We start from the raw sequence: 21280 nt of genomic DNA, 5'->3' as shown, positions 1-21280 counted from the left end.
TCATAACTTAACGGGTATTTTTTTTATTAAAAATCACTATCTTTAGTAAAAGCAAATAGCTATTTTTGAATTTAAATTCTATAATAAAAAAACAAAATATGCTTCAAAACAAAGTCATTTTAGGTAGCGAAGAATGGTGCGCATTTCCAGAATTAGGAATCCCGACAATTAAGGCTCGTGTAGATTCTGGCGCCAAAACTTCGGCAATGCACGCTTTAAACATAGCTCCTTTTATAAAAAATGATGCCAATTGGGTTAAATTTGATATTAATCCAATTCAGAATAATATTAAAACCGTTATTCACTGCGAAGCGCCACTGGTAGACAAAAGGATCGTTAAAAGCTCAAGTGGTTTTAGAGAACACCGTTATGTTATTCAAACTAGTCTAAAAATTGGCGATACAAAATGGCCAATTGAAATGACCTTGACTAATCGTGATTCTATGGGCTTTAGAATGCTTTTGGGCCGTGAAGCTATGAGCGGAAGAGTTTTAGTCGATCCAGAACAAAAATACCTTTTAGGACAGCCTACGGCAGAATCTTTAAAAGAATTATATCAAAATTCTGAAAAAGCAAAAACCGGCTTGCGAATTGGTCTTTTAGCCAGCAATCCTGAATTATACAGCAATAAAAGAATTATGGAAGCCGGCGAAATGCGCGGTCACGAAATGCATTTCCTAAACATCAAGGAATGTTACATGAAATTGGATGCCAAAAAACCTGAAATCCACTACAGAGGCGGAACAATCTTAAATGAATTTGATGCTATTATTCCAAGAATTCGTCCGAGTATCACCTTTTACGGCTGCGCTTTAACACGTCAGTTTGAGGCTTTGAAAGTCTTTGTTTTAAATTCATCAACAGCGATCACACAATCCAGAGATAAATTATATTCTTTACAATTGCTTTTAAATAGCGGAATCGATATTCCAACTACTGGTTTTGCCAATTCTCCACTTGATACAGACAACTTAATCAAAATGGTTGGCGGATCACCTTTAATTGTAAAATTATTGGAAGGAACACAAGGAAAAGGGGTTGTTTTGGCCGAAACCAAAAAAGCCGCAGAAAGTGTTATCAACGCTTTTAAAAGTTTAAATGCTAATATCTTAGTTCAAGAATTCATTAAGGAAGCTAACGGAAAAGATATTCGTTGTTTTGTAATCGACGGAAAAGTGGTTGCCGCAATTCAGCGTGAAGCAATGCCAGGTGAATTTAGAGCAAACATTCATTTGGGCGGAACTGCATCTGTCATAAAAGTAACTGCCGAAGAAAAAAAGATTGCAATTAAAGCGGCAAAAGCAATGGATTTAAAAGTTGCTGGTGTTGATATTATCCGATCTTCTAAAGGACCATTATTACTTGAAGTAAACTCTTCTCCAGGTCTTGAAGGAATTGAAGGTGCAACCAACAAAGATGTAGCTGGAGAGATGATTAGAGCTATTGAGAAAAATTTCAAACTATAATTAAGTTCATTTAAACTTAATTCTTCATAAATAATTTAGCAGCTTTGTCAAAGTTTAAACCTTTGGCAAAGCTTTTTTATTTAACTTTAAAATAAAAAACATGACTTTTCCTTATTTAGATATTATTATCAGAAGTGTTGCTGTTTATTTCTTTATGACAATTGCGCTTCGCGTTTTTGGCAAAAAAGAACTTTCGCAATTAAACACTGCCGATATTATCCTTATCTTATTAATAAGCAACTCCGTTCAAAATGCGATGGTTGGTCCAGATACAAGTTTAATAGGAGGATTGGTTGCTGCACTGGTTTTGTTTTCGATCAACTTTGCTATTAAGAAATTAACAAAGAGATTCAAAACTCTTGGCGATTTGCTATTGGACAAACCTGAAATCTTAATTCACGATGGCATATTAGATTTTAAAACTTTGAGCAGATTAGATGTTTCGCACGAAGAACTAAAAGAAGCCGCTCGCGAACACGGTTTAGAACATCTAACAGACATTAAACTTGCTATGCTTGAGATTGACGGAACTATAAGCATCATTTCGAAAGATCAGAAACAGCTTAAACAGACGCATTACAAGCGAAAACACAATCATAAAAACCTTCAAAAGTTTTGATTTTTATTTTCCGACTTGAATTCTAACAACACCTAAACCCTCTTTAAAATCATCTGCTTTTTCATATTTTGGCACCACGATTTCTTTTCCCTCTTTATCAATAAAACCATATTTCCCGTCTAACTTTATCACAGCTATTCCGTCTTTAAACGATTCAATTGCATCATATTTAATTGGAGCAATTTCTTTTCCTGTTTTATCAATCAATCCGTATTTATTGCCTATTTTCACTTGAATTAAGTCATCATTTAAAACCATAAAATCGTATTTTAATGAAACGATTTCTTCTCCGTCGTTATCCAAAATGCCATATTTATTTTCCTGTTTTACGATTGATACGTTATCCTTAAAATAAAAATTCATATCGTACTTAACAGCAACTACAATCTTCCCTTCTTCACTAATTACTCCAAACTTATTATTAGATTCTACTACTGCAAAACCTTCTTTAAAATTTTGGACATGATCATAAATTAGAGGAACAACCTCTTTCCCAATCTGATCCACAATACCAAATTTGCCATTTAATTTCACGACAGCAAACCTATCTGCAAAGTCAATTATTTCGTCATATTTCGGAGTTATTTCTTCTCCAACCACATCTATAAAACCCCATTTATTATTTAGTTTTATAGCTGTAATTTCTGGAGATAAAGTTTTTGCATCATCGTATTTTTTAGTTAGCAAAACATCTGAAGACTTGATTAAATATTGAGTTTTAGCATTTTTATTGCTTACAATTACCCAATTCTGCTTATTAATTATTTCATCATAAATACAGCGAATTACTTCTTTCCCGGTTTTATCAACCACCCCGCTTTTGCCTTTTAATTGAACAACAGCAAACCCATTTTCAAAAGCAGCAATACCGTCGTATTTGCAAGGAACTATTTCTTTTCCTGTCTGATCAACAAAACCATATTTAAAAGTTTTGTCATTTGCCTGAGCAAAACCAGTTTTTACAATCAGCATCAAAACCAACAAAATTATTCTCTTCATTATTTTAAATATTAATGTATTTACAAAACTCAGCAAAATCGGTTTTATCTATAACCTTCAAAAGTTTTTATTGTTTCACTTTAAAACAAATTAAAACAAAAAAAACCGATTTCAGATTTGAAATCGGTTTTCTATATTAACAAAATGTGATTTACTTTTCACATTTTACAAAATTCATTTTCTCAGATTACATAAAGACGCTTAGAATAAAATAAACCAAACCTGCCAATAAAGCCGAAATTGGAATAGTTAAGATCCAAGCCCAGATTAAACTTACTGTAACTCCCCATCTAACAGCAGAAACACGTTTTGTTAATCCAACTCCAATAATAGAACCTGTAATAGTGTGTGTTGTACTTACAGGAATTTTTAAGTGCTCTGTAAAGTAAAGTGTCAAAGCTCCTGCAGTTTCTGCTGCAACACCTTCAAACGAGCTTACTTTAGTGATTTTAGAACCCATTGTTTTCACAATTTTCCATCCACCACTCAAAGTTCCTGCTGCAATTGCAGAATAACACGCTAGAGGAATCCAGCTTGGCATTATACCTTTAATTCCTGCGTCATCATTTGGAAGCACAACATCTAACCAAGCATCCATGTGAACTCCAGGGTTTGTATTAATATATACCGCTACAGCAGCAGCAATAATACCCATTACTTTTTGAGAATCGTTTCCTCCGTGACCCAAACTAAATGCCGCAGAAGATAATAATTGCATTTTCTTTAAGGCTGCATCAGCTTGATGAAGATTTAAACTGCTGAATATTAAACAGAATGCACTTACTGTCAGGATAATAAAAGCAACTAAAAACCATTTAATGTTGTGAGAATCAAAAACTACACTCCAAAAATGGGATTCGAAACGAGGTTTTCCATGTTCTACAATTTCTTCATAAGAAACCATCTGAACGTAAACAAACCAAATCGTTGCAAGCATTAAAGCTAAAGTAAATATTTTTGGTCCGATACTTTTACGTGAAGCATTTAATAGCCAAATAGAAATCAAATAAGATGCTATAGCACCTATTAATGGAGCTAAAACGATAAATGCAATAATAATGATGACTCCCGAGGGCATTCCACCATCTTTACCGGCCTTATACCAGCTTACAATTTCATACCAGTAGTGAGTTGCTCCGTCTTCTCCAACATAACCAGAGAAACCGTGAACTGCAATAGCGTGCGCTACAGCTGCTCCTGCGAAACCTCCAATTAAGGTATGTGAAGAACTTGAAGGGATTCCTAACCACCAAGTCAATAAATTCCAACAGATTGCTGCAATTACTCCGGCTAGGATAACAACAAGGTTAATTTCCATTGTGTGCGCTGTTTTGGCAACAGTATCTGCAACACCAAATCCAAAAACCCAATAAGCCAGAAAGTTAAAAAATGCTGCCCAGACAACCGCCTGAAAAGGTGTCAAAACCTTTGTTGCAACAACAGTCGCTATAGCATTTGCCGCATCATGAAAACCATTGATGTAATCAAAAATTAAGGCTAATACTATAATTAATATAAGTAGCGTCATAAAATTATAACTTCAGATTGAAAAATTGAATTAAGAATGTTTTACAGAAATAGATTCTAGTATGTTCGCAACACTCTTACATTTGTCTGTTGCTGATTCTAAAACAGATAACACTTCTTTATATTTAATAATATTTTTAGCGTCTGTTTCGTTTTCAAAAATTTCAAAAACTGCTTTGTTATATACGTTATCAGACTTGTTTTCTAGTTTGTTGATTCTAGCACAAGCATCTTTAATAACTTTAAAGTTTTGTAAGTTTCTCAACTCTTTTACAGCACTGTCAATGTTTTGACAAGCTTCAAGGTTGATTTCTGTCATCTTTCTGATAGATTTTGTAATCTTATCAACTTGATACAATCTCATACGGCTAGATGCACCGTGAAGGTAATCTGCAACGTTGTCAATTGAAGTAATTAACGTGTGAATGTCTTCTCTATCAAATGGAGTAATAAAGTTTCTGCTTAACTCAAGGTTAGTCTGACGTGTAATGTCTTCTCCTTTTTGTTCTAATTCGTCAATCTTTTGAAAAAGAATTTCTCTTTCTTTTAATGGTAAATTTACAGCTTCGTGTAAGTTAGAAGCTAATTCAATTAAATTGCTAGAAGCCTCTTCAAAAAGTGGAAAGAATTTTTTGTCTTTCGGCACTAAAAATTGGAAAATACTGTTTATTGACATTGTTTTATTTTTGATAGCGCAAAATTACCTTCAATAACACGTTTCAGTGTTAAGCCATTGTTAACAAATCGTTTTCAATTTGAAAACTCTCAAGGAATAACACCGTGTTTTCTATGTCATTATGTAAGATTCTGTCTTCTTTTACCAAAGGCACCACTTCTCTGTAGCTGTTTAAGAACATTTCGATAAAATCACTTGATTTTAAAGGCTCTCTGTAGGCAATTGCCTGAGATGCATTTAATAATTCGATTGCCAAAATACGTTCCAAATTATCTAAAATACGTAAGGCTTTTGTAGCGCCGTTTGCTCCCATGCTTACGTGATCTTCCTGACCGTTACTAGAAACAATACTATCGATACTTGCAGGTGTCGCCAATTGCTTGTTTTGACTTGCAATACTTGCTGCAGTATATTGCGGAATCATGAAACCTGAATTTAATCCTGGATTATCAACCAAAAATGCTGGAAGATTTCGCAGTCCCGAAATTAACTGATAGGTTCTTCTTTCTGAAATACTTCCTAATTCGGCTAATGCAATTGCCATAAAGTCTAATGCTAATGCTAAAGGCTGTCCGTGGAAATTTCCTCCAGAAATAATCTGATCGGCTTCTATAAATATATTAGGATTATCTGTAACTGAGTTGATTTCTGTTTTGAATACTTTTCTAACATAATCAATTGCATCTTTTGAAGCTCCGTGAACCTGCGGCATACAACGGAAAGAATACGGATCTTGAACGTGTTTCTTTTCTTGAGTGATAATTTCACTTCCGTCTAAGAATTCAGTAATTCTTTGTGCGGTTACGATTTGCCCTTTGTGCGGACGTATATAATGTATCAATTCATTAAATGGCTCAATTCTTCCATCAAAACCTTCCAAAGAAATAGTTCCGATTAAATCTGCCAAATACGAATATTTGTAAGCTTTAATTAAAATATGGGCTCCATAAGCGCTCATAAATTGAGTTCCGTTTAATAAAGCCAAACCTTCTTTTGACTGTAAAACAATTGGTTCCCAGTTAAAATGTTTTAAAACTTCGGCAGAAGCTACCTTTTTTCCTTCAAATAACACAATTCCTTCTCCAATCAAAGGCAAAGACAAATGTGCCAAAGGAGCTAAATCTCCAGAAGCTCCAAGTGAACCTTGAGTATATATTATTGGAAGAATATCATTATTGTAAAAATCAACCAAACGCTGTAATGTGATTAACTGAATCCCAGAATGTCCATAACTCAAAGATTGGATTTTCAACAGAAGCATCATCTTCACAATTTCGGCAGGAACTTCCTCTCCTGTTCCGCAGGCATGAGATTTTACTAAGTTTTCTTGAAGCTTAGATAAGTTTTCATTAGATATTTTCACACTATATAAAGACCCAAAACCTGTATTGATACCGTAAATTGGAGCAGTATGCGATGCCATTTTCTTATCTAAATAATCGCGGCATTTCTGAACATTTACTTTAGCTTCCTCAGATAATTCAAGAATTTTATTCTGACTTAAAATTTCTTGTAATGTTTCTAAAGTAATCGTTTCTGAACTTATATAATGGATCTCTCTCATGATGATTGTAAATTTTAAACGCCAAAATTCAACAAATCAATATTAAAAAGCAACATTTTATCACAATAATTAAGATTTCTTTAAAAGCGGTTTAACTATTCCAAATTGCTTTTCAGATCAAAATATACAGCTACCTCCCATTTTTAAGGTCTTTTTGAGTTAAACACCAATCATTTGCATGGACTAAATCCCAAAAAAAAGCTATCCAAAATATATCAAAACATCAATTTAGCATATTCAATTTTAACAAATACTCAATATTGATTTATAGAGATTTGAATTATTAAAATATTCGTAAAAAAGCCTTTTAAGTTTTTAACTCATATAAAAAGCTGTACTTTTGAAAAATCAAAAATGAAAAGTAACAGCATAAAATATCAATCTACAATTATTACAGCTCAAACAGGAGTTGCAATTGCTGCTACCATTATTACTACTACAACAACTACTACCCCTTAGGGGTATACATTTTTACATATAATCCTAGGTTACCTATACTTTTTTCTTGAAAGAAGAGAGTTATTGGATACATAAAAAACATTTACAAAAAAAATAGTCGCAGTTTTCAGTTTCAGTTCACAGTCGATAATCTTTGAACCTTTGTCACTCAAAATCTTTGCACCTTATTAAAAAATATCACTAAAATGAAAGTATTAAAATTTGGCGGAACTTCGGTTGCCAATGCTCAAAATATAAAACTCGTTCTCGACATTGTAAACCAAAAAGCAAAACAGGATCAACTCGTTGTAGTAGTTTCTGCTCTTAGTAAAGTAACTGATTTACTGCAATTGGCGGCGGCAAAAGCAGCGGCAAACGATGAAAGCTTTAGAGAAGTTGTTGCTGAAATTGAGAAAAAGCACCTTGACACACTAAAAGAACTGATTCCGGTAAGCGAACAAAGTAGTCTTTTAAGCCATGTAAAAAGAATCATCAATCATTTAGAAACTTTACTAGACGGATGTTTCTTACTTGGCGAATTATCTCCTAGAACTGCCGATACTATTTTAAGTTTCGGTGAATTGCTTTCTTCATTTATCATCGCTAAAGCCTATGAGCAAATCAGTAAAGATGCGGTTTACAAAGACAGCCGAGAATTAATTAAAACAGATAATAACTTCGGAAAAGCAGCCGTTAACTTCGAAGTTTCAAATAAATTGATTCAGGAATATTTTGGTTCGAATGAAGCGAGAATCAATATCCTACCTGGATTTATTGCACAGACTCTTGACGGAATCACTTCGACTTTAGGACGTGGTGGATCTGATTATACTGCAGCCATTATCGCTGGAGCAATCAATGCGGAACAATTGGAAATCTGGACTGACGTAAACGGAATGTTTACTGCAAACCCGAAAATTGTAAAACAAGCACAGCCAATTGCCACTATCTCTTATCAAGAAGCAATGGAATTGTCGCACTTTGGTGCAAAAGTGTTGTATCCGCCAACAATTCAGCCAGTTTTAAGAAAAAACATTCCAATTTTAATCAAAAATACTTTTGAGCCTGAAGCTGAAGGAACTTTAATTTCAAATCAGATTTCATCAAAAGATACAGTTGTAAAAGGAATCAGCCATATCGATCATATTTCGCTTTTAACGCTTGAAGGCCCAGGAATGATTGGAGTTGCGGGTTCTTCTAGACGTTTGTTTGAAGTATTATCTCAAGAAAAAATCAACGTTATTTTTATTACACAGGCTTCTTCTGAGCATTCAATTTGTATCGGAATCTTAAATTCTGATGCTGATAATGCCGAAGCAGCGATTAACAGCGCTTTTGAAATCGAAATTTCTCAGAACAAAATCGATCCTTGTTATGTAGAAAAAGATCTTTGCATTATTGCTCTTGTGGGTGAAAACATGAAAAACCACCAAGGTTTAAGCGGTAGAATGTTCAGCACTTTAGGAAAAAACAACGTAAACATTCGTGCCATTGCGCAAGGTGCTTCTGAAAGAAATATCTCGACTGTAATTAACGAAAGAGATGTTAAAAAAGCACTGAATACTTTACACGAAAACTTCTTTGAAGAAAACACAAAACAGCTGAACTTATTTGTAATGGGAGTTGGAAATGTGGGCGAGAAATTCATCGAGCAAATTCACAACCAAAGAAAGTTCTTAAAAGATAATTTAAAGATCAACGTTCGCGTAATTGCTTTGTCAAACTCAAGAAAAATGGTATTTGACGAAGACGGAATTTCTTTAAAAAACTGGGATGCCACTTTAAACGAAGGCGAACCAGCAAGCATTGAAGAATTTATCAAAAAGGCAAAAGAGCTGAATTTACGCAATAGTATTTTTGTAGACATCACTGCAAACGCGACAGTTTCTGAAGCTTACGAGAAATTCTTAAAAGAAAGTATTGCGGTTGTAACTTGTAATAAAATTGCTTGTTCTTCTGCTTACGACAACTATAAAAAACTAAAAAGCTTATCTCGCCAATACAATGCTCCTTTCTTGTTTGAAACGAATGTTGGCGCGGGATTGCCAATTATCGATACAGTAAAAAATCTGATTGCATCTGGCGATAAAGTGCACAAAATACAAGCGGTTTTATCTGGAAGTTTGAACTTTATTTTCAACAATTTTGACGAAAACAATTCTTTCCACGATGTGGTAAAAGAAGCTGGAGTTCAAGGATTCACAGAACCAGATCCAAAAATTGACTTAAGCGGAATCGACGTAGCGCGTAAAATCCTAATCCTAATTCGCGAAAGCGGTTATGAAATGGATATAGACGCCATTGCAAACGAATCGTTCCTGCCAGCAGAATGTTTAGCAACAACGAACAACGAAGATTTCTTCGCATCGTTAATCAAACACGCTGCTCATTTTGAAGATATTTATAAAGAAGCTTTAGCCAAAGATTCAAGATTGAAATACGTGGCGCAATTCGAAAATGGAAAAGCAAGCGTAGGTCTACAATTCATTCCAAAAGATCATCCTTTCTACAATTTAGAAGGAAAAGACAATATCGTGCTTTTCTACACAGATCGTTACGTAGATCAGCCTTTATTGATCAAAGGAGCTGGAGCTGGAGCAGCAGTAACAGCATCAGGAATTTTTGCAGACGTTATTCGTATAGGAAATATTTAAAGGTGCTAAGGTTCTAAGATGCTAAGGTTCTGAGTTTTTTTTTTAAACTAATCTTAGCCTCTTAGAATCTCGAAACCTTAGAAACTAAAAATAAAAAGTTGCTACAGAAACCTTAGAATCTTAGCATCTTAGAACCTCAGAACCTTAAAAATGGAAATTAAACTATTTTGCCCAGCAACTATTGCCAACCTCTCATGCGGATTTGACGTACTTGGACTTTGCTTAGACAATGCGGGCGATGAAATGATTGTTCGAAAAGTCGATCAAAAAGGAGTTCGAATCACTAAAATTGTCGGTGCCGATTTGCCTTTGGAAACCGAGAAAAACGTTTCTGGAGTTGCGGCTTTGGCAATGTTAGAAACTTTGGACGAACTAGATTTTGGATTTGAAATCGAAATTTATAAAAACATAAAAGCTGGAAGCGGAATCGGAAGCAGTGCTGCAAGTTCTGCCGGAGCGGTTTTCGGAATTAATGAATTATTGGGAAGACCGTATTCTCGTAAAGATTTAGTTCAGTTTGCGATGCAGGGCGAGAAATTAGCCAGCGGAAACGCGCATGCCGACAACGTTGCTCCTGCTCTTTTAGGCGGATTTACTTTGGTAAGAAGCTACGCGCCGCTTGATATTATCAGAATTGATAGTCCAGAAGAATTATACGCAACTGTGGTTCACCCGCAAATTGAGTTGAAAACTTCTGATGCGCGTTCGGTTTTAAAACAAAACGTTTCCTTAAAAAGCGCCATTATGCAATGGGGAAATGTTGGCGGACTGGTTGCAGGTCTTTACACCAAAGATTACGAATTAATCGGACGTTCGCTTCATGACGAAATCGTTGAGCCTTTAAGAAGTGTTTTAATTCCAGGTTTCGATCAAATCAAACAAACGGCTTATGAAAACGGCGCTTTAGGTTCTGGAATTTCAGGTTCTGGCCCATCAATTTTCGCTTTAAGCAGAGGAAAAGAAACCGCTGACCAAATCGCAAAAGCCATGAGTGACGTTTACGAAAAAATGAATTTACCGTATGAAATTCACGTTTCAAAGATAAATCCTGATGGTGTCCGCATTTTGTAAAATGTGAGATGTATTAAGTAAGAAGAATTAAATATTAAAAGTTATACATAACGTTTGTCAGGCTGAGCGGAGTCGAAGCCCACACAAAGTATGGCACGCAAAGTATAACCGCACAGTTTGTCATTTCGACGGAGGAGACCCGAGCGTTAGCGAACAGGCGAAGCAAATCTTCAAGAGAAGCTCGACAAAGATTGGAATAACGTTGCGGAGTTACTTGCGAAGATTTCTCCTTACGTCGAAATGACAAAAATGCTTAAAAATAACTATTGAATAAAAAATATAACCACAAAGCTTTGCGAACTCTGCGTTTACAAAAGAAACCAATTCCTTGCGTGCTTTGCGGTTAAATAAAAAACAACCAATGAAATACTACAGTTTAAACCATAATGCCCCAAAAGTTTCTTTTCAAGAAGCTGTTATACAAGGATTAGCAACTGACAAAGGATTATATTTCCCAGAAAGCATCACACCGCTTGATCCTTCATTTTTTGATAAAATCGAAAGTTTAAGTCACGAAGAAATTGCGTATGAAGCAATTAAACAATTTGTTGGCGACGAAATCCCAGCTTCAACACTAAAAGAAATCATTGCCGAAACTTTAGTTTTTGATTTCCCAGTTGTGAAAGTCGAAAACGGAATCTATTCGTTAGAATTATTTCATGGGCCAACAATGGCTTTTAAAGACGTTGGAGCGCGTTTTATGTCACGTTGTTTGGGCTATTTCAATAAAGACAAAAAAGACGCTAAAAACACGGTTTTAGTAGCTACTTCTGGAGATACAGGTGGAGCCGTTGCAAGCGGATTTCTTGGCGTTGACGGCGTTGATGTTGTCATTTTATATCCGTCAGGAAAAGTGAGCGATATTCAGGAAAAACAATTGACTACTTTAGGGCAAAACATAAAAGCTCTGGAAGTTGACGGCGTTTTTGACGATTGTCAGGATATGGTGAAAAAAGCGTTTTTAGATGAAACTCTAGCGCATAAAAACCTGACTTCTGCAAACTCGATTAATATTGCGCGCTGGTTACCGCAAATGTTTTATTTCTTCTTTGCTTACAAAGCATTGAAAAGCCAAAACAAACCTTTGGTTTTCTCTTGCCCAAGCGGAAACTTCGGGAATATCTGCGCGGGAATTATGGCGAAGAAATTAGGTTTGCCAATTGAACATTTCGTTGCTTCGACAAACGTAAACGACACGGTGCCAAGATTCTTAGAAAACGGAAAATACGACCCAAAACCTTCTAAAGCAACAATTTCTAACGCAATGGACGTTGGAAACCCAAGCAACTTTATTAGAATTCAGGAATTGTACAACAATGACTTGAAAGCTTTCGAAAAAGACTTTTCTTCTTATAGTTATACTGACGAAGAAACGCTAGAAGCGCTAAAGAAAATCTACAAAACAGATGGTTATATCGCAGAACCGCACGGCGCTGTTGGTTATTTAGGTTTGAAAAAAGAGCTTGAAAAACACCCTAACGCTATTGGTATTTTCTTAGAAACAGCACATCCTATTAAATTCTTAGATGTTGTTGAACCTGCTTTAGGAATTACACTTCCTATTCCTGCTCAAATTGAGAGTGTTATTAATGAGGAGAAAGTTAGCGTGAAGATTAAGAGCTATGAGGAGTTGAAGGGGTTCTTGGGGTAAAAAAAATATATTTCACAAAATTATAGACCACAGATTACACTCATTTTATTAGTGAGATTTGTGGTTTTTTTATGGGAAATTTTAACTATTTTTAAATCAAAAACTCAACAAAATAATTTATTATAAATGGGAACATTTGATATTGCTCAAATTTGTCTAAACGGACACGTAATTACAGAGATGGCTGGTGGTCATCCAGAATACAGAAAAGAATTTTGTATCGATTGCGGTGAAAAAACTATAATGAGTTGTCAGAACTGCAATACAAATATTAGAGGTTATCATAATATACCTGGCGTAATTGGTTTTTTTGACTACCACAAGCCTAAGTATTGTGAAAAGTGTGGGCATCCTTTTCCTTGGACTTCTCTACAATTAGAATCCGCCAAAGAACTTATTGATCTGACTGAAAATTTAAATTTTGATGAAAAAATTGAATTGAAATCAAGTATTGACGATTTGATTAAAGATGGTCCCAAAACAGTTGTAGCCCAAGCAAAGTATAAAAAATACATTGGCAAAGCAGGTATTGAAATTGGTAAAGGAATTAAAGATATTTTAGTTGACGTTGTAAGCGAAACTGTTAAAAAAGCAATATGGGGTCAATAAAACCATAACAAATAGCTAAACAATGAATTAAAAAAATAGACTTAATGAAAAGTTCGTTTTGTATTTGGGATAATCTGAAAAACCTAAAAACATGTTTTGGTCTTATCCAAAACACAATATAGTACAAAACGTTATCTTAATTTCCTAGTAAAGTAAAGAAACTAAAGCAATTTTATAATCAAATCAAAAAAATGATATTTAGAAATGAATTTTTTATAGCGTTAAATAATTGGCAAAATGGTTGGGGAGAAAACCAAGAAACAAGGGAGCAACTTGCAATTTCTCTAAAAGCAGAATGCAATATTTTAGACAAAAAATATAAAATAGTTAAAACCAATTGTTATAGAAAGAGATTTCTACATAAAGGAGAATTAATAGACATCATTTATAATAATTCAAAAGAAGAAGGAGTTACAAGTTGGACCACAGATATACGATATGCTGAATTTTTCAAAGGTAAATATAGAATTAATGCAGTCACTGCCGCAATTTTCGAACACTTTCCAGAACAAAATGAAGTCATTTTAAATATTAATGAACTATGGCAATGTAATGATTTTGTTTCTCAATTAGAAGAATATAAAGTACATAGCCCCGAAAATTGTAACGCAATTTATAATTTTAAAGACATTCAAGGAGAAGTAATTTTAGAAGTGCCATTACGTGGAAGTGAGATATGTATATTAAGTGGAATCTCAAGTCCATTTGATGATATTTGTAATAGTATAAACATCCCTGAAGATGAAAGACCAAAAGTTTTTAAGGAACTTATTGATACGGGAGCTTTTATTGAGGAAGTGACTTTTATCAGAGATGAAGCCGCTAGAAATGCAATAAGAAATACTATTATTAAGTTTAATGAATTGTTACAAAGTGTAAGGTAAAAACAGGAACTACCGCTAAAAGTTACTACAACGGGTTTGAGCAATTAGCTTTTTGTGTGGGGTGATTTGCAAATCCAAAAAAGAGCTTAATTTAGTTTCAAATTCGCTTTAGTAGTGGATCATTTAGTACAAGGCTAAACGACGAGATTCATCAACAATTAATAGAAAAACAATGGAATGCACTACTGTAAATATAATTTTTCAAATAATAAGTGCTATTGGCTCACTAGCAACTTTTGGAGCATTTGTTTTTCTATTTCGTAGGGACAAGGACAAACAAGTACAAATAGATAAATTGGCTGGTATAGCAACTATTTTGGAAGCTCAAAACGAAACCATGAAAATTCAAAATGACTTAATTGCTCAACAAGTCGACATTTTCAGAAATACTGGTATATTAAAAGGAAATGACGAGGAAGCAATAGCACAACTAAGAGAAATTGAAGAAAAGAAATTGAAATTAAGCGTAAAACCAAATTTATGGTTAAACGGCGCAGGCTATTCGGGTCATGATGGTGAGCTTAAAATCGACTTAAATAATAAAGGAGAAGATGCAAAACTTTTAGAATTCAATCTTACTTCTGATGATATTATATTACATAGTTTATCATTACCTTGGGACTTAGAAAAGGGAAAAAGACGATATATCTTTGGCAGACAGAAAGGAGGCAAACATATTAAGGATTGTGAATATGAAGTAGATGTAATTTATCAAGACAAACTTGATAACAAATACTTAAGTAAAATAAAAGGAATTGGTGCAAATGCAAAAATTATTGAAACAAAAGAAATAGAATAAAAGCCCCCGCTAGCGTGAGCGTCTCCCTCGTGAACACAAAGAAATTCAAAAACCAATTGGAACGGACACGAGCGGGACGCTCGCGCTAGCAAGGGGTTATAATAAAAAAAGAAAAATCAGTAATTTCTAATATAATAATATCTAGCATAGGAAAATGAGTAAAAAGAAAACAAAAAAAATAAACCAAAAACAATTACTAAATTTATTATTAGCAGTATCATTCGTAATTATACTATTAAATGATTTTTTTTTAAGTGAAACCTCTGAAATTGTACCATTTGGTGATGAATTAGGTTCTGTTTTATCTAATTTGAGTCTCGCATATATTTCAAGTTTTATTTTTTATTGTGTTGTTGTTGTCTTAAAAGAGAAAAGGGATAAAAAAAATATCTACTTCACTGTTTACGAATGGACAAACCAACTTATTGGAAGAGCCTATAGTGTATATCATTATGTAATTATACCATCTGGCGTAAACCAAGCAGATTATGACAAGAAATTAATAACTAAAGAGCAATTTACAGCACTTTGCAATTTAGGAAATCCCAATGCAATTGCTGAGAATATTTTTTTAGGAACACATATAAATCCCCAACCAGCAACTTATGGCCAATTAATTTATAATAATTCAGTTTCTAATGTTGATGCGCTGACTAAAAAAATTTTTAATTATATGCCTTTTTTAGACACAGAGTTTGTTAAACTCATAAATAAACTTCACAGCTCCACATTTTTTTTAGTTGCTCCGACATTTCTTTACCAATCAAACAATACAGACTTCAGTGTTTATGCAGATAACATGTTTGAATTCTTAGAGTTTGTTAGAGAACTTGATAATTATAACTCTACAATAAATAAAAAATTAATAGACGATTAACTTCCCAACTAGACAAGTAAGGCAAGAATAAAAAAGAGACCTCATTCAAAGGTCTCTTTTCAATTTAATATATCTTCAAAAAACATTTATTTCCCGTTCAATAATTTCTCCAAATACTCCACTTTATCTTTTTCAGCTTGCACCAAACGTTCGTAAAGTTCAACAACTTTATCTAAAGGATTAAAAGTACAATTGCAATTGTAAACTGCACTTTGATCCTGAAAAGTATTTCCAATAATATTAAAAACTGCTTCTTCCGAAAAGTTTTTAATTGCTTCAACAGAAACGTCAAGAGCTTTTGCAACCTCAATTAATCTTTGCTCGTCAACCGTTTCGCTGTTTTCAATATTCGAAACCATTTGCTGACTTATGCCTAAAGCCAATGCCAGTGCATCCTGCTTCATATCTTTAAGCTCTCTTATACGGCTTATATTTCTGCCGATATGTTTTGGTTTTGTTGCTGTACTCATAATTCAAAGATATTTAAAATTCTTAAACAAAAATAAATTCGTGTAAAAAACAAAGTTGTTTTTGTAAGATACGCTTTTCAATTATATATTTGAACACAGATTAAACAGATTTGCTTTTTCAAAAACGCGGATTTACACGGTTTGCAATTTTAAAATCCGTATTAATCCGCGTCTTCGTGATAACGAATCCATTAAATCTGCGCTCTATTAAAGAGATTAGGCTAAAGCCATTTTTCTTATTTAATTTTGTTTCTCTAGGTAAAGCTAGAGCCAATTCAAATTTTCCTCTCGCTAGCGCGAGCATCCAACTTATTAACACAAAGAAATTCAAAAGCCAATCAAAATGAAAAAAAATGTTTATTATGTTTTAGTGCTATTTACAATAAGTTTTTCGAGTATTGCTCAACATTCTTTAAATAGAATTTGGATAACCGATAGTATTTTGCCCGTTCCTGAATCGGTATTATTAGATAAAACAGATCAGATTTTATATACCTCTTTAATGGATGGTTCACCAGCTGAGCGTGACGGAAAAGGAAGCATAGGAAAATTAACTGTCGATGGAAAAATCATTAATCTAAATTGGATATCAGGTTTAAATGCTCCAAAAGGAATGGCAAAGTTCAAGAATAAGTTATTTGTAGCCGACCTAACAGAAATTGTAATTATAGATATCAAACAACAAAAAATACTCAAAAAAATAACCGTTGATGGTTCCAAAATATTAAACGATGTAACTGTAGATAAAAAAGGAGTTGTTTATGTGTCTGACCCAAAAGTGGGTAAGATTTTCAAATTAGAAAATGAGATTGCAACTGTTTACTTAGAAAACCTAAACAAACCAAATGGCCTAAAAGCTATCGATACCGATTTGTATTTTTTAGACAGTGGATCATTATACAAAACGGATTCTAAAAAGAATAAACAGCTTTTGGCAGAAGGCATGGATGAAAATACAGATGGAATTGAGCCAATAACAGACAATTCGTTTATTGTGAGCTGCTGGACTGGAGTTATTTATTATGTAAATAAAGATGGCTCAAAAGAAATCCTTTCAGATACCAGAAAAGAAGAATATTACACAGCCGATATAGGACTCGACAAGGAGAAAAAAATAGTCTATGTCCCTTCTCTTTTCAAGAAAACCATAGCAGCATATTCGCTTAAATAAAACAATAATAAAAGGCTGTATTTCCTTTTTAAATTATCAATTTTAGAAGCCCAATGAATAATTGAACATGTTTATGACTAATAAACTTTAAAATATTACAAAAAAACTAAATTTTCAATTGCCTCTAGCTTTAGCTGGAGGTTTACTTTTTGAACAAGCTTCGGCTTTAGCCAAAAAACTCAAAAGATTAGGCTAAAGCCATTTTCTAATGTAATTTTGCTTCTCCAGCTAAAGCTGGAGGCAATTCAAATATTTTTCCATTTAAAACTGGAAACCATTTATATTCATAATACGATTAGCTTAACATGATTACAAAAGCAACAATAGAAGACATTCCAGCATTAACAACCTTAATCAACTCAGCATACAGAGGCGAAACTTCTAAAAAAGGCTGGACAACCGAAGCACATTTACTAGAAGGAAAAAGAACCGACGAACAGGAAATGACAGAAATCTTTCTGGATCCAAAAAATACGATTCTGAAATTTACAGAGAATAACAAAATTATCGGTTCGGTTTTATTGGTTGAAAAAGGACATCAATTGTATTTAGGAATGCTAACCGTTTCGCCAGAACTTCAAAACAGCGGAATCGGGAAAAAACTTTTGGCAGAAGCCGAAAATCATGCAAAATCTTTGGGATTATCGAGTATTATTATGACGGTTATTTCGGTTCGTGAAGAGCTTGTCGCGTGGTACAAACGTCATGGTTATGTAGATACAGGAAAACGTGAAGCTTTTCCTGAAAGCGAAATTCATACGACAGTTTCTGCTGAACCTTTGGAGTTTATTTATTTGGAGAAAAGTATTTAAGTTTTTTTGCCGCGAAGGCGCGAAGACACGAAGTTTTTTAATCTCGCAGAGCCGCAAAGTTTTTTCGATAAAGCTCTCCATACAGTTTGTCTTCCTGAGCGGAGTCGAAGGACCGCCAAGCTATTCAGCAAAGTTTTTCTTCTTTGTCGAGCTACTTATGATCCTTCGACTTCGCTCAGGAGGACAAAAAAAGAGAATAAAATTATTAAAATATTCAATAAATGCACATACAGCTTTTCTCTAAAAAAAACACGAAACCCTCTATTTGGAATGGCGGATTGACATATGAATATATGATCTATCCAAAAACCGCAATTTATGCCCATAGAGATTTCGCATTTAGAATAAGCAGTGCTACAATTGAAGAAGTACCTTCAGAGTTTACCAAATTTAAAGGCTATCATCGATACTTAGTTATGCTTGATAACGACTTAGATGTTGAGGTAAACAAAGAAAAAAAGGAATATGGGAAGTATGAAATCATGGAATTTAATTCGAATGATAAGGTAACTTCTTTCACCAAAGGCTCTGATTTTAATTGGATGGTTTCTGAGAAAATATCCCGCCATAAACTGGAAATAGCAAATCGCAATCAGAATTGTAATGCTGAAATAATTATTTTGTTTTCTTTAGAGATGACAGCTATTACAATTAATGAAAAGCCATATTATTTAGAAACCAATGATTTATTGGTCATTGAGAATCACGAAAAGGAAAATGTGATACTTCATTTTTCTAACGAATGCCTGTTTGGGATGTTGAATTTTTAATCAAGTTTTTTGCCACGAAAGCGCGAAGACTCGAAGTTTTTATATAAAGTTCCCATGCAGTTTGTCATTTCGACGAAGGAGAAATCTTCGCAAGTGGCTCCGCAAAGTATTTCGCCAATCTTTGTAGAGCTTCTCGCGAAGATTTCTCCTTCGTCGAAATGACAAAAATGAGATTAGTGCATTAATCTCTATAAAATCTGCGTGAAATAAAAACTTAGAATCTCAGAATCTTAGCACCTTAGCATCTCCTTTTTATCTTCGATAAAAACTCGTGCGAAACACCCAAATACGAAGATAAATTCTTATTGTTTATCGAACTCACTTTTTGTGGATAACGTTCTTTAAAATCCAAATAACGTTGTTTTGATGTTTTATGAAGAACATCCAGAAGTCTTTGCTGAATGGCAACATTGGCACGCTCAATCATGAGGACGTGAAACTTAATGAGTTTTGGAATAACGGCAAACAAATACGCTTTTTGCATTTTATTGATGACCACTACTTCGCTGTCTTCAATGGCTTTAATGTTGTACGTGGTCGGCTTTTGATGGTAAAAACTTTCCAGATCGCAAATCCATTCGTTTTCGAAAGAGAAGAAAATTACGGTTTCTGTTCCATTTTCATTTACAATGTAGGTTTTGAATGATCCTTTTAAAATAAATCCTTCGTAACTGCTGTTTGAATTCTGGATTTGCAGAAATTGATTCTTTTTGAGTTTGATAATCTCTGCTTTCGAAACAATTATGTCCCATTCTTCATCTGTGAGCGGAATTTTCCTTTCAATGTTTTTTCTTAGTAGGTTGTACATTTTTGTGGTTTTTGTTTAAGGAATAAGTTTGTTTATCGATTCATCATTAATTAGGGGCTTAACCAATGTAATCGATTACGTAAAAATAAGCTATTTATGCATTTTTGTAAATTTACAAGTGTTAAAAAAATACATTTCGTAGATTTTTTTGTAAAAGTTTGAACTTGTTCAACTTTTTTCCTACAAATAATATTGAGTTTTGCGTTGTCAAACTTTTATAAATAACCAAACTTAATTATGAACTTAAAATCAAAACTTTCAATGTTCGCAGCAGCATTGATTCTCGGATTTACGGCATGTAATTCTGAAGAAATCGCTTCAAACACAGAAGCAAGTATTCAACCAACAAACGAAACAGCGATTGATGCTTCAGCAACCAATACTACGGCTAAAGTTGGAAATTGCGCTGAGGTTCCAGGATGGGCTTCACAAAATGGTGGAACAACTGGTGGCGGGTCTTCTGCCGAAACTACAGTTACCACTTACGCTCAGCTGAAATCGGCGATTGAAAACACTTCTGTAAAAGTGATTAAAGTTTCTGGAACAATTACCATTACTACTAGATTGTCTTTTCAAGATCAAACCGGGAAAACAATTTATGGTGCTAGTGGTGCAAAATTGGTTTCAACGAATCAAACTAAAGACGGTTCTGGAATCATTAACATTAAAAGATGTAAAAACATCATTATTAGAAACTTGATTTTTGAAGGTCCAGGTGCTTACGATACAGATGGTTGGGATAATGCAATTTTAGATGACTGCCAAAACGTTTGGGTAGACCATTGCGAATTTAGAGACGGTGTTGACGGAAACTTCGACATCAAAAACAAATCAGATTATATTTCTGTTACATACACTAAATTCCACTATCTAAAAGCGCCAAAAGCCGGAGGTTCTGGCGGAACTGATGATCACCGTTTCTCTAACTTAATTGGTTCTAGCGATGGTGCAACTGCCGACCGCGGTAAATTAAGAATCACTTTTGCAAGATGCTGGTGGGCTCCTGGATGTAAAGAAAGAATGCCTAGAGTTCGTTTTGGACAAGTGCATATTGTAAACAGTTTCTTTAATAGCACTGTAAGCAATAAATGTATTGCAGCAGGATTTGAAGCAAATATTCGCGTAGAAAGCAATGTTTTTGAAGGGGTAAAAAATCCAATCGATTTAATGACGGGTTATACTGCTGTTACAGCTACTGATAACGTATTTACAAGTGTAACGGGAACTCAGGCTGGAAGCGGTACTGCTTTTACTCCGCCATACTCTATCGTAAAATTGGCTAAAACTGCGGTTAAAGCTGATATTTCTGCTAATGCAGGACCTACTTTAGGAGGTAATGTTTGCGGTTCTTTTTAATTGAATTAGAATAAATAGTAAGTTAGTTTTTAGTTAGAACCACGGATTGCAGTAAATGC

The 21280-nt window shown here is 34.1% G+C and carries 19 protein-coding genes; 13 read left to right on the top strand and 6 right to left on the bottom strand.

Features of this window, described 5'->3' with window-relative positions; translation table 11 throughout:
• The first annotated feature begins 98 nt into the window (after nt 1–98).
• Both rimK and JC605_RS16270 read left to right on the top strand, forming a co-directional pair.
• The gene (rimK, locus tag JC605_RS16275) at nt 99–1466 is read left to right on the top strand and encodes a 30S ribosomal protein S6--L-glutamate ligase (RefSeq protein ID WP_198857198.1); all 1368 of its coding nucleotides are present in this window, start codon (nt 99–101) and stop codon (nt 1464–1466) included.
• A 100-nt stretch (nt 1467–1566) separates the two neighbouring features.
• Complete coding sequence (locus JC605_RS16270) at nt 1567–2085, top strand: DUF421 domain-containing protein (RefSeq protein ID WP_198857197.1); 519 nt, start codon at nt 1567–1569, stop codon at nt 2083–2085.
• 3 nt (nt 2086–2088) lie between these two features.
• Here JC605_RS16270 and JC605_RS16265 read toward each other — a convergent pair whose 3' ends face one another.
• The 4 genes from JC605_RS16265 to hutH all read right to left on the bottom strand — a co-directional run bounded on the left by JC605_RS16265 (nt 2089) and on the right by hutH (nt 6851).
• Complete coding sequence (locus JC605_RS16265) at nt 2089–3084, bottom strand: WG repeat-containing protein (protein ID WP_198857196.1); 996 nt, start codon at nt 3082–3084, stop codon at nt 2089–2091.
• 187 nt (nt 3085–3271) lie between these two features.
• A complete protein-coding gene (locus tag JC605_RS16260; protein ID WP_198857195.1) occupies nt 3272–4612 on the bottom strand; it encodes an inorganic phosphate transporter in 1341 nt (446 codons plus the stop codon).
• A 30-nt stretch (nt 4613–4642) separates the two neighbouring features.
• Entirely contained in the window at nt 4643–5287 is a 645-nt protein-coding gene (locus tag JC605_RS16255) for a DUF47 domain-containing protein (RefSeq protein WP_008462731.1), read from the bottom strand.
• Nucleotides 5288–5336: 49 nt separating this feature from the next.
• Nucleotides 5337–6851, bottom strand: a complete 1515-nt coding sequence (gene hutH, locus JC605_RS16250; protein ID WP_198857194.1) for a histidine ammonia-lyase — start codon at nt 6849–6851, stop codon at nt 5337–5339.
• 644 nt (nt 6852–7495) lie between these two features.
• Between hutH and thrA the strand changes: the two genes are divergently transcribed.
• The 7 genes from thrA (at nt 7496) to JC605_RS16215 (ending at nt 15834) form a co-directional block, all read left to right on the top strand.
• Entirely contained in the window at nt 7496–9943 is a 2448-nt protein-coding gene (gene thrA, locus JC605_RS16245) for a bifunctional aspartate kinase/homoserine dehydrogenase I (RefSeq protein WP_198857193.1), read from the top strand.
• 150 nt (nt 9944–10093) lie between these two features.
• Nucleotides 10094–11014 carry a homoserine kinase gene (locus JC605_RS16240; protein WP_198857192.1) on the top strand — a complete coding sequence of 307 codons (921 nt, stop codon included), beginning with the start codon at nt 10094–10096 and terminating at the stop codon, nt 11012–11014.
• Nucleotides 11015–11375: 361 nt separating this feature from the next.
• Nucleotides 11376–12665 carry a threonine synthase gene (gene thrC, locus JC605_RS16235; protein ID WP_198857191.1) on the top strand — a complete coding sequence of 430 codons (1290 nt, stop codon included), beginning with the start codon at nt 11376–11378 and terminating at the stop codon, nt 12663–12665.
• A gap of 126 nt (nt 12666–12791) precedes the next feature.
• Nucleotides 12792–13274 carry a DUF2321 domain-containing protein gene (locus tag JC605_RS16230; RefSeq protein ID WP_198857190.1) on the top strand — a complete coding sequence of 161 codons (483 nt, stop codon included), beginning with the start codon at nt 12792–12794 and terminating at the stop codon, nt 13272–13274.
• A 191-nt stretch (nt 13275–13465) separates the two neighbouring features.
• Nucleotides 13466–14158, top strand: coding sequence for a hypothetical protein (locus tag JC605_RS16225; RefSeq protein ID WP_198857189.1), 693 nt, complete (start codon nt 13466–13468; stop codon nt 14156–14158).
• Nucleotides 14159–14330: 172 nt separating this feature from the next.
• On the top strand, nt 14331–14957 hold the full coding sequence (locus JC605_RS16220) for a hypothetical protein (protein WP_198857188.1): 627 nt from the start codon (nt 14331–14333) through the stop codon (nt 14955–14957).
• 154 nt (nt 14958–15111) lie between these two features.
• A complete protein-coding gene (locus JC605_RS16215) occupies nt 15112–15834 on the top strand; it encodes a hypothetical protein (protein ID WP_198857187.1) in 723 nt (240 codons plus the stop codon).
• 86 nt (nt 15835–15920) lie between these two features.
• On the opposite strand, the gene JC605_RS16210 is transcribed toward JC605_RS16215, so the two are convergent.
• On the bottom strand, nt 15921–16304 hold the full coding sequence (locus JC605_RS16210; protein ID WP_198857186.1) for a helix-turn-helix domain-containing protein: 384 nt from the start codon (nt 16302–16304) through the stop codon (nt 15921–15923).
• Nucleotides 16305–16647: 343 nt separating this feature from the next.
• On the opposite strand from JC605_RS16210, the gene JC605_RS16205 reads away from it, so the two are divergent.
• The 3 genes from JC605_RS16205 (at nt 16648) to JC605_RS16195 (ending at nt 19057) form a co-directional block, all read left to right on the top strand.
• A complete protein-coding gene (locus JC605_RS16205) occupies nt 16648–17475 on the top strand; it encodes a hypothetical protein (protein WP_198857185.1) in 828 nt (275 codons plus the stop codon).
• A 305-nt stretch (nt 17476–17780) separates the two neighbouring features.
• Nucleotides 17781–18287, top strand: a complete 507-nt coding sequence (locus JC605_RS16200) for a GNAT family N-acetyltransferase (protein WP_198857184.1) — start codon at nt 17781–17783, stop codon at nt 18285–18287.
• A gap of 221 nt (nt 18288–18508) precedes the next feature.
• Nucleotides 18509–19057 (top strand): HutD family protein, encoded by a 549-nt coding sequence (locus tag JC605_RS16195; protein ID WP_198857183.1) that lies wholly within the window; start codon nt 18509–18511, stop codon nt 19055–19057.
• A gap of 238 nt (nt 19058–19295) precedes the next feature.
• On the opposite strand, the gene JC605_RS16190 is transcribed toward JC605_RS16195, so the two are convergent.
• Nucleotides 19296–19865 (bottom strand): Crp/Fnr family transcriptional regulator, encoded by a 570-nt coding sequence (locus JC605_RS16190; RefSeq protein ID WP_198857182.1) that lies wholly within the window; start codon nt 19863–19865, stop codon nt 19296–19298.
• Nucleotides 19866–20102: 237 nt separating this feature from the next.
• Between JC605_RS16190 and JC605_RS16185 the strand changes: the two genes are divergently transcribed.
• Nucleotides 20103–21221, top strand: a complete 1119-nt coding sequence (locus JC605_RS16185) for a polysaccharide lyase family 1 protein (protein WP_198857181.1) — start codon at nt 20103–20105, stop codon at nt 21219–21221.
• Nucleotides 21222–21280: the final 59 nt, after the last annotated feature.

Origin of the sequence: Flavobacterium sp. IB48 (genome assembly GCF_016405855.1) — a bacterium.
Lineage (GTDB): Bacteria > Bacteroidota > Bacteroidia > Flavobacteriales > Flavobacteriaceae > Flavobacterium > Flavobacterium ginsengisoli.
This window is presented reverse-complemented; position numbering and strand designations above follow the sequence as displayed.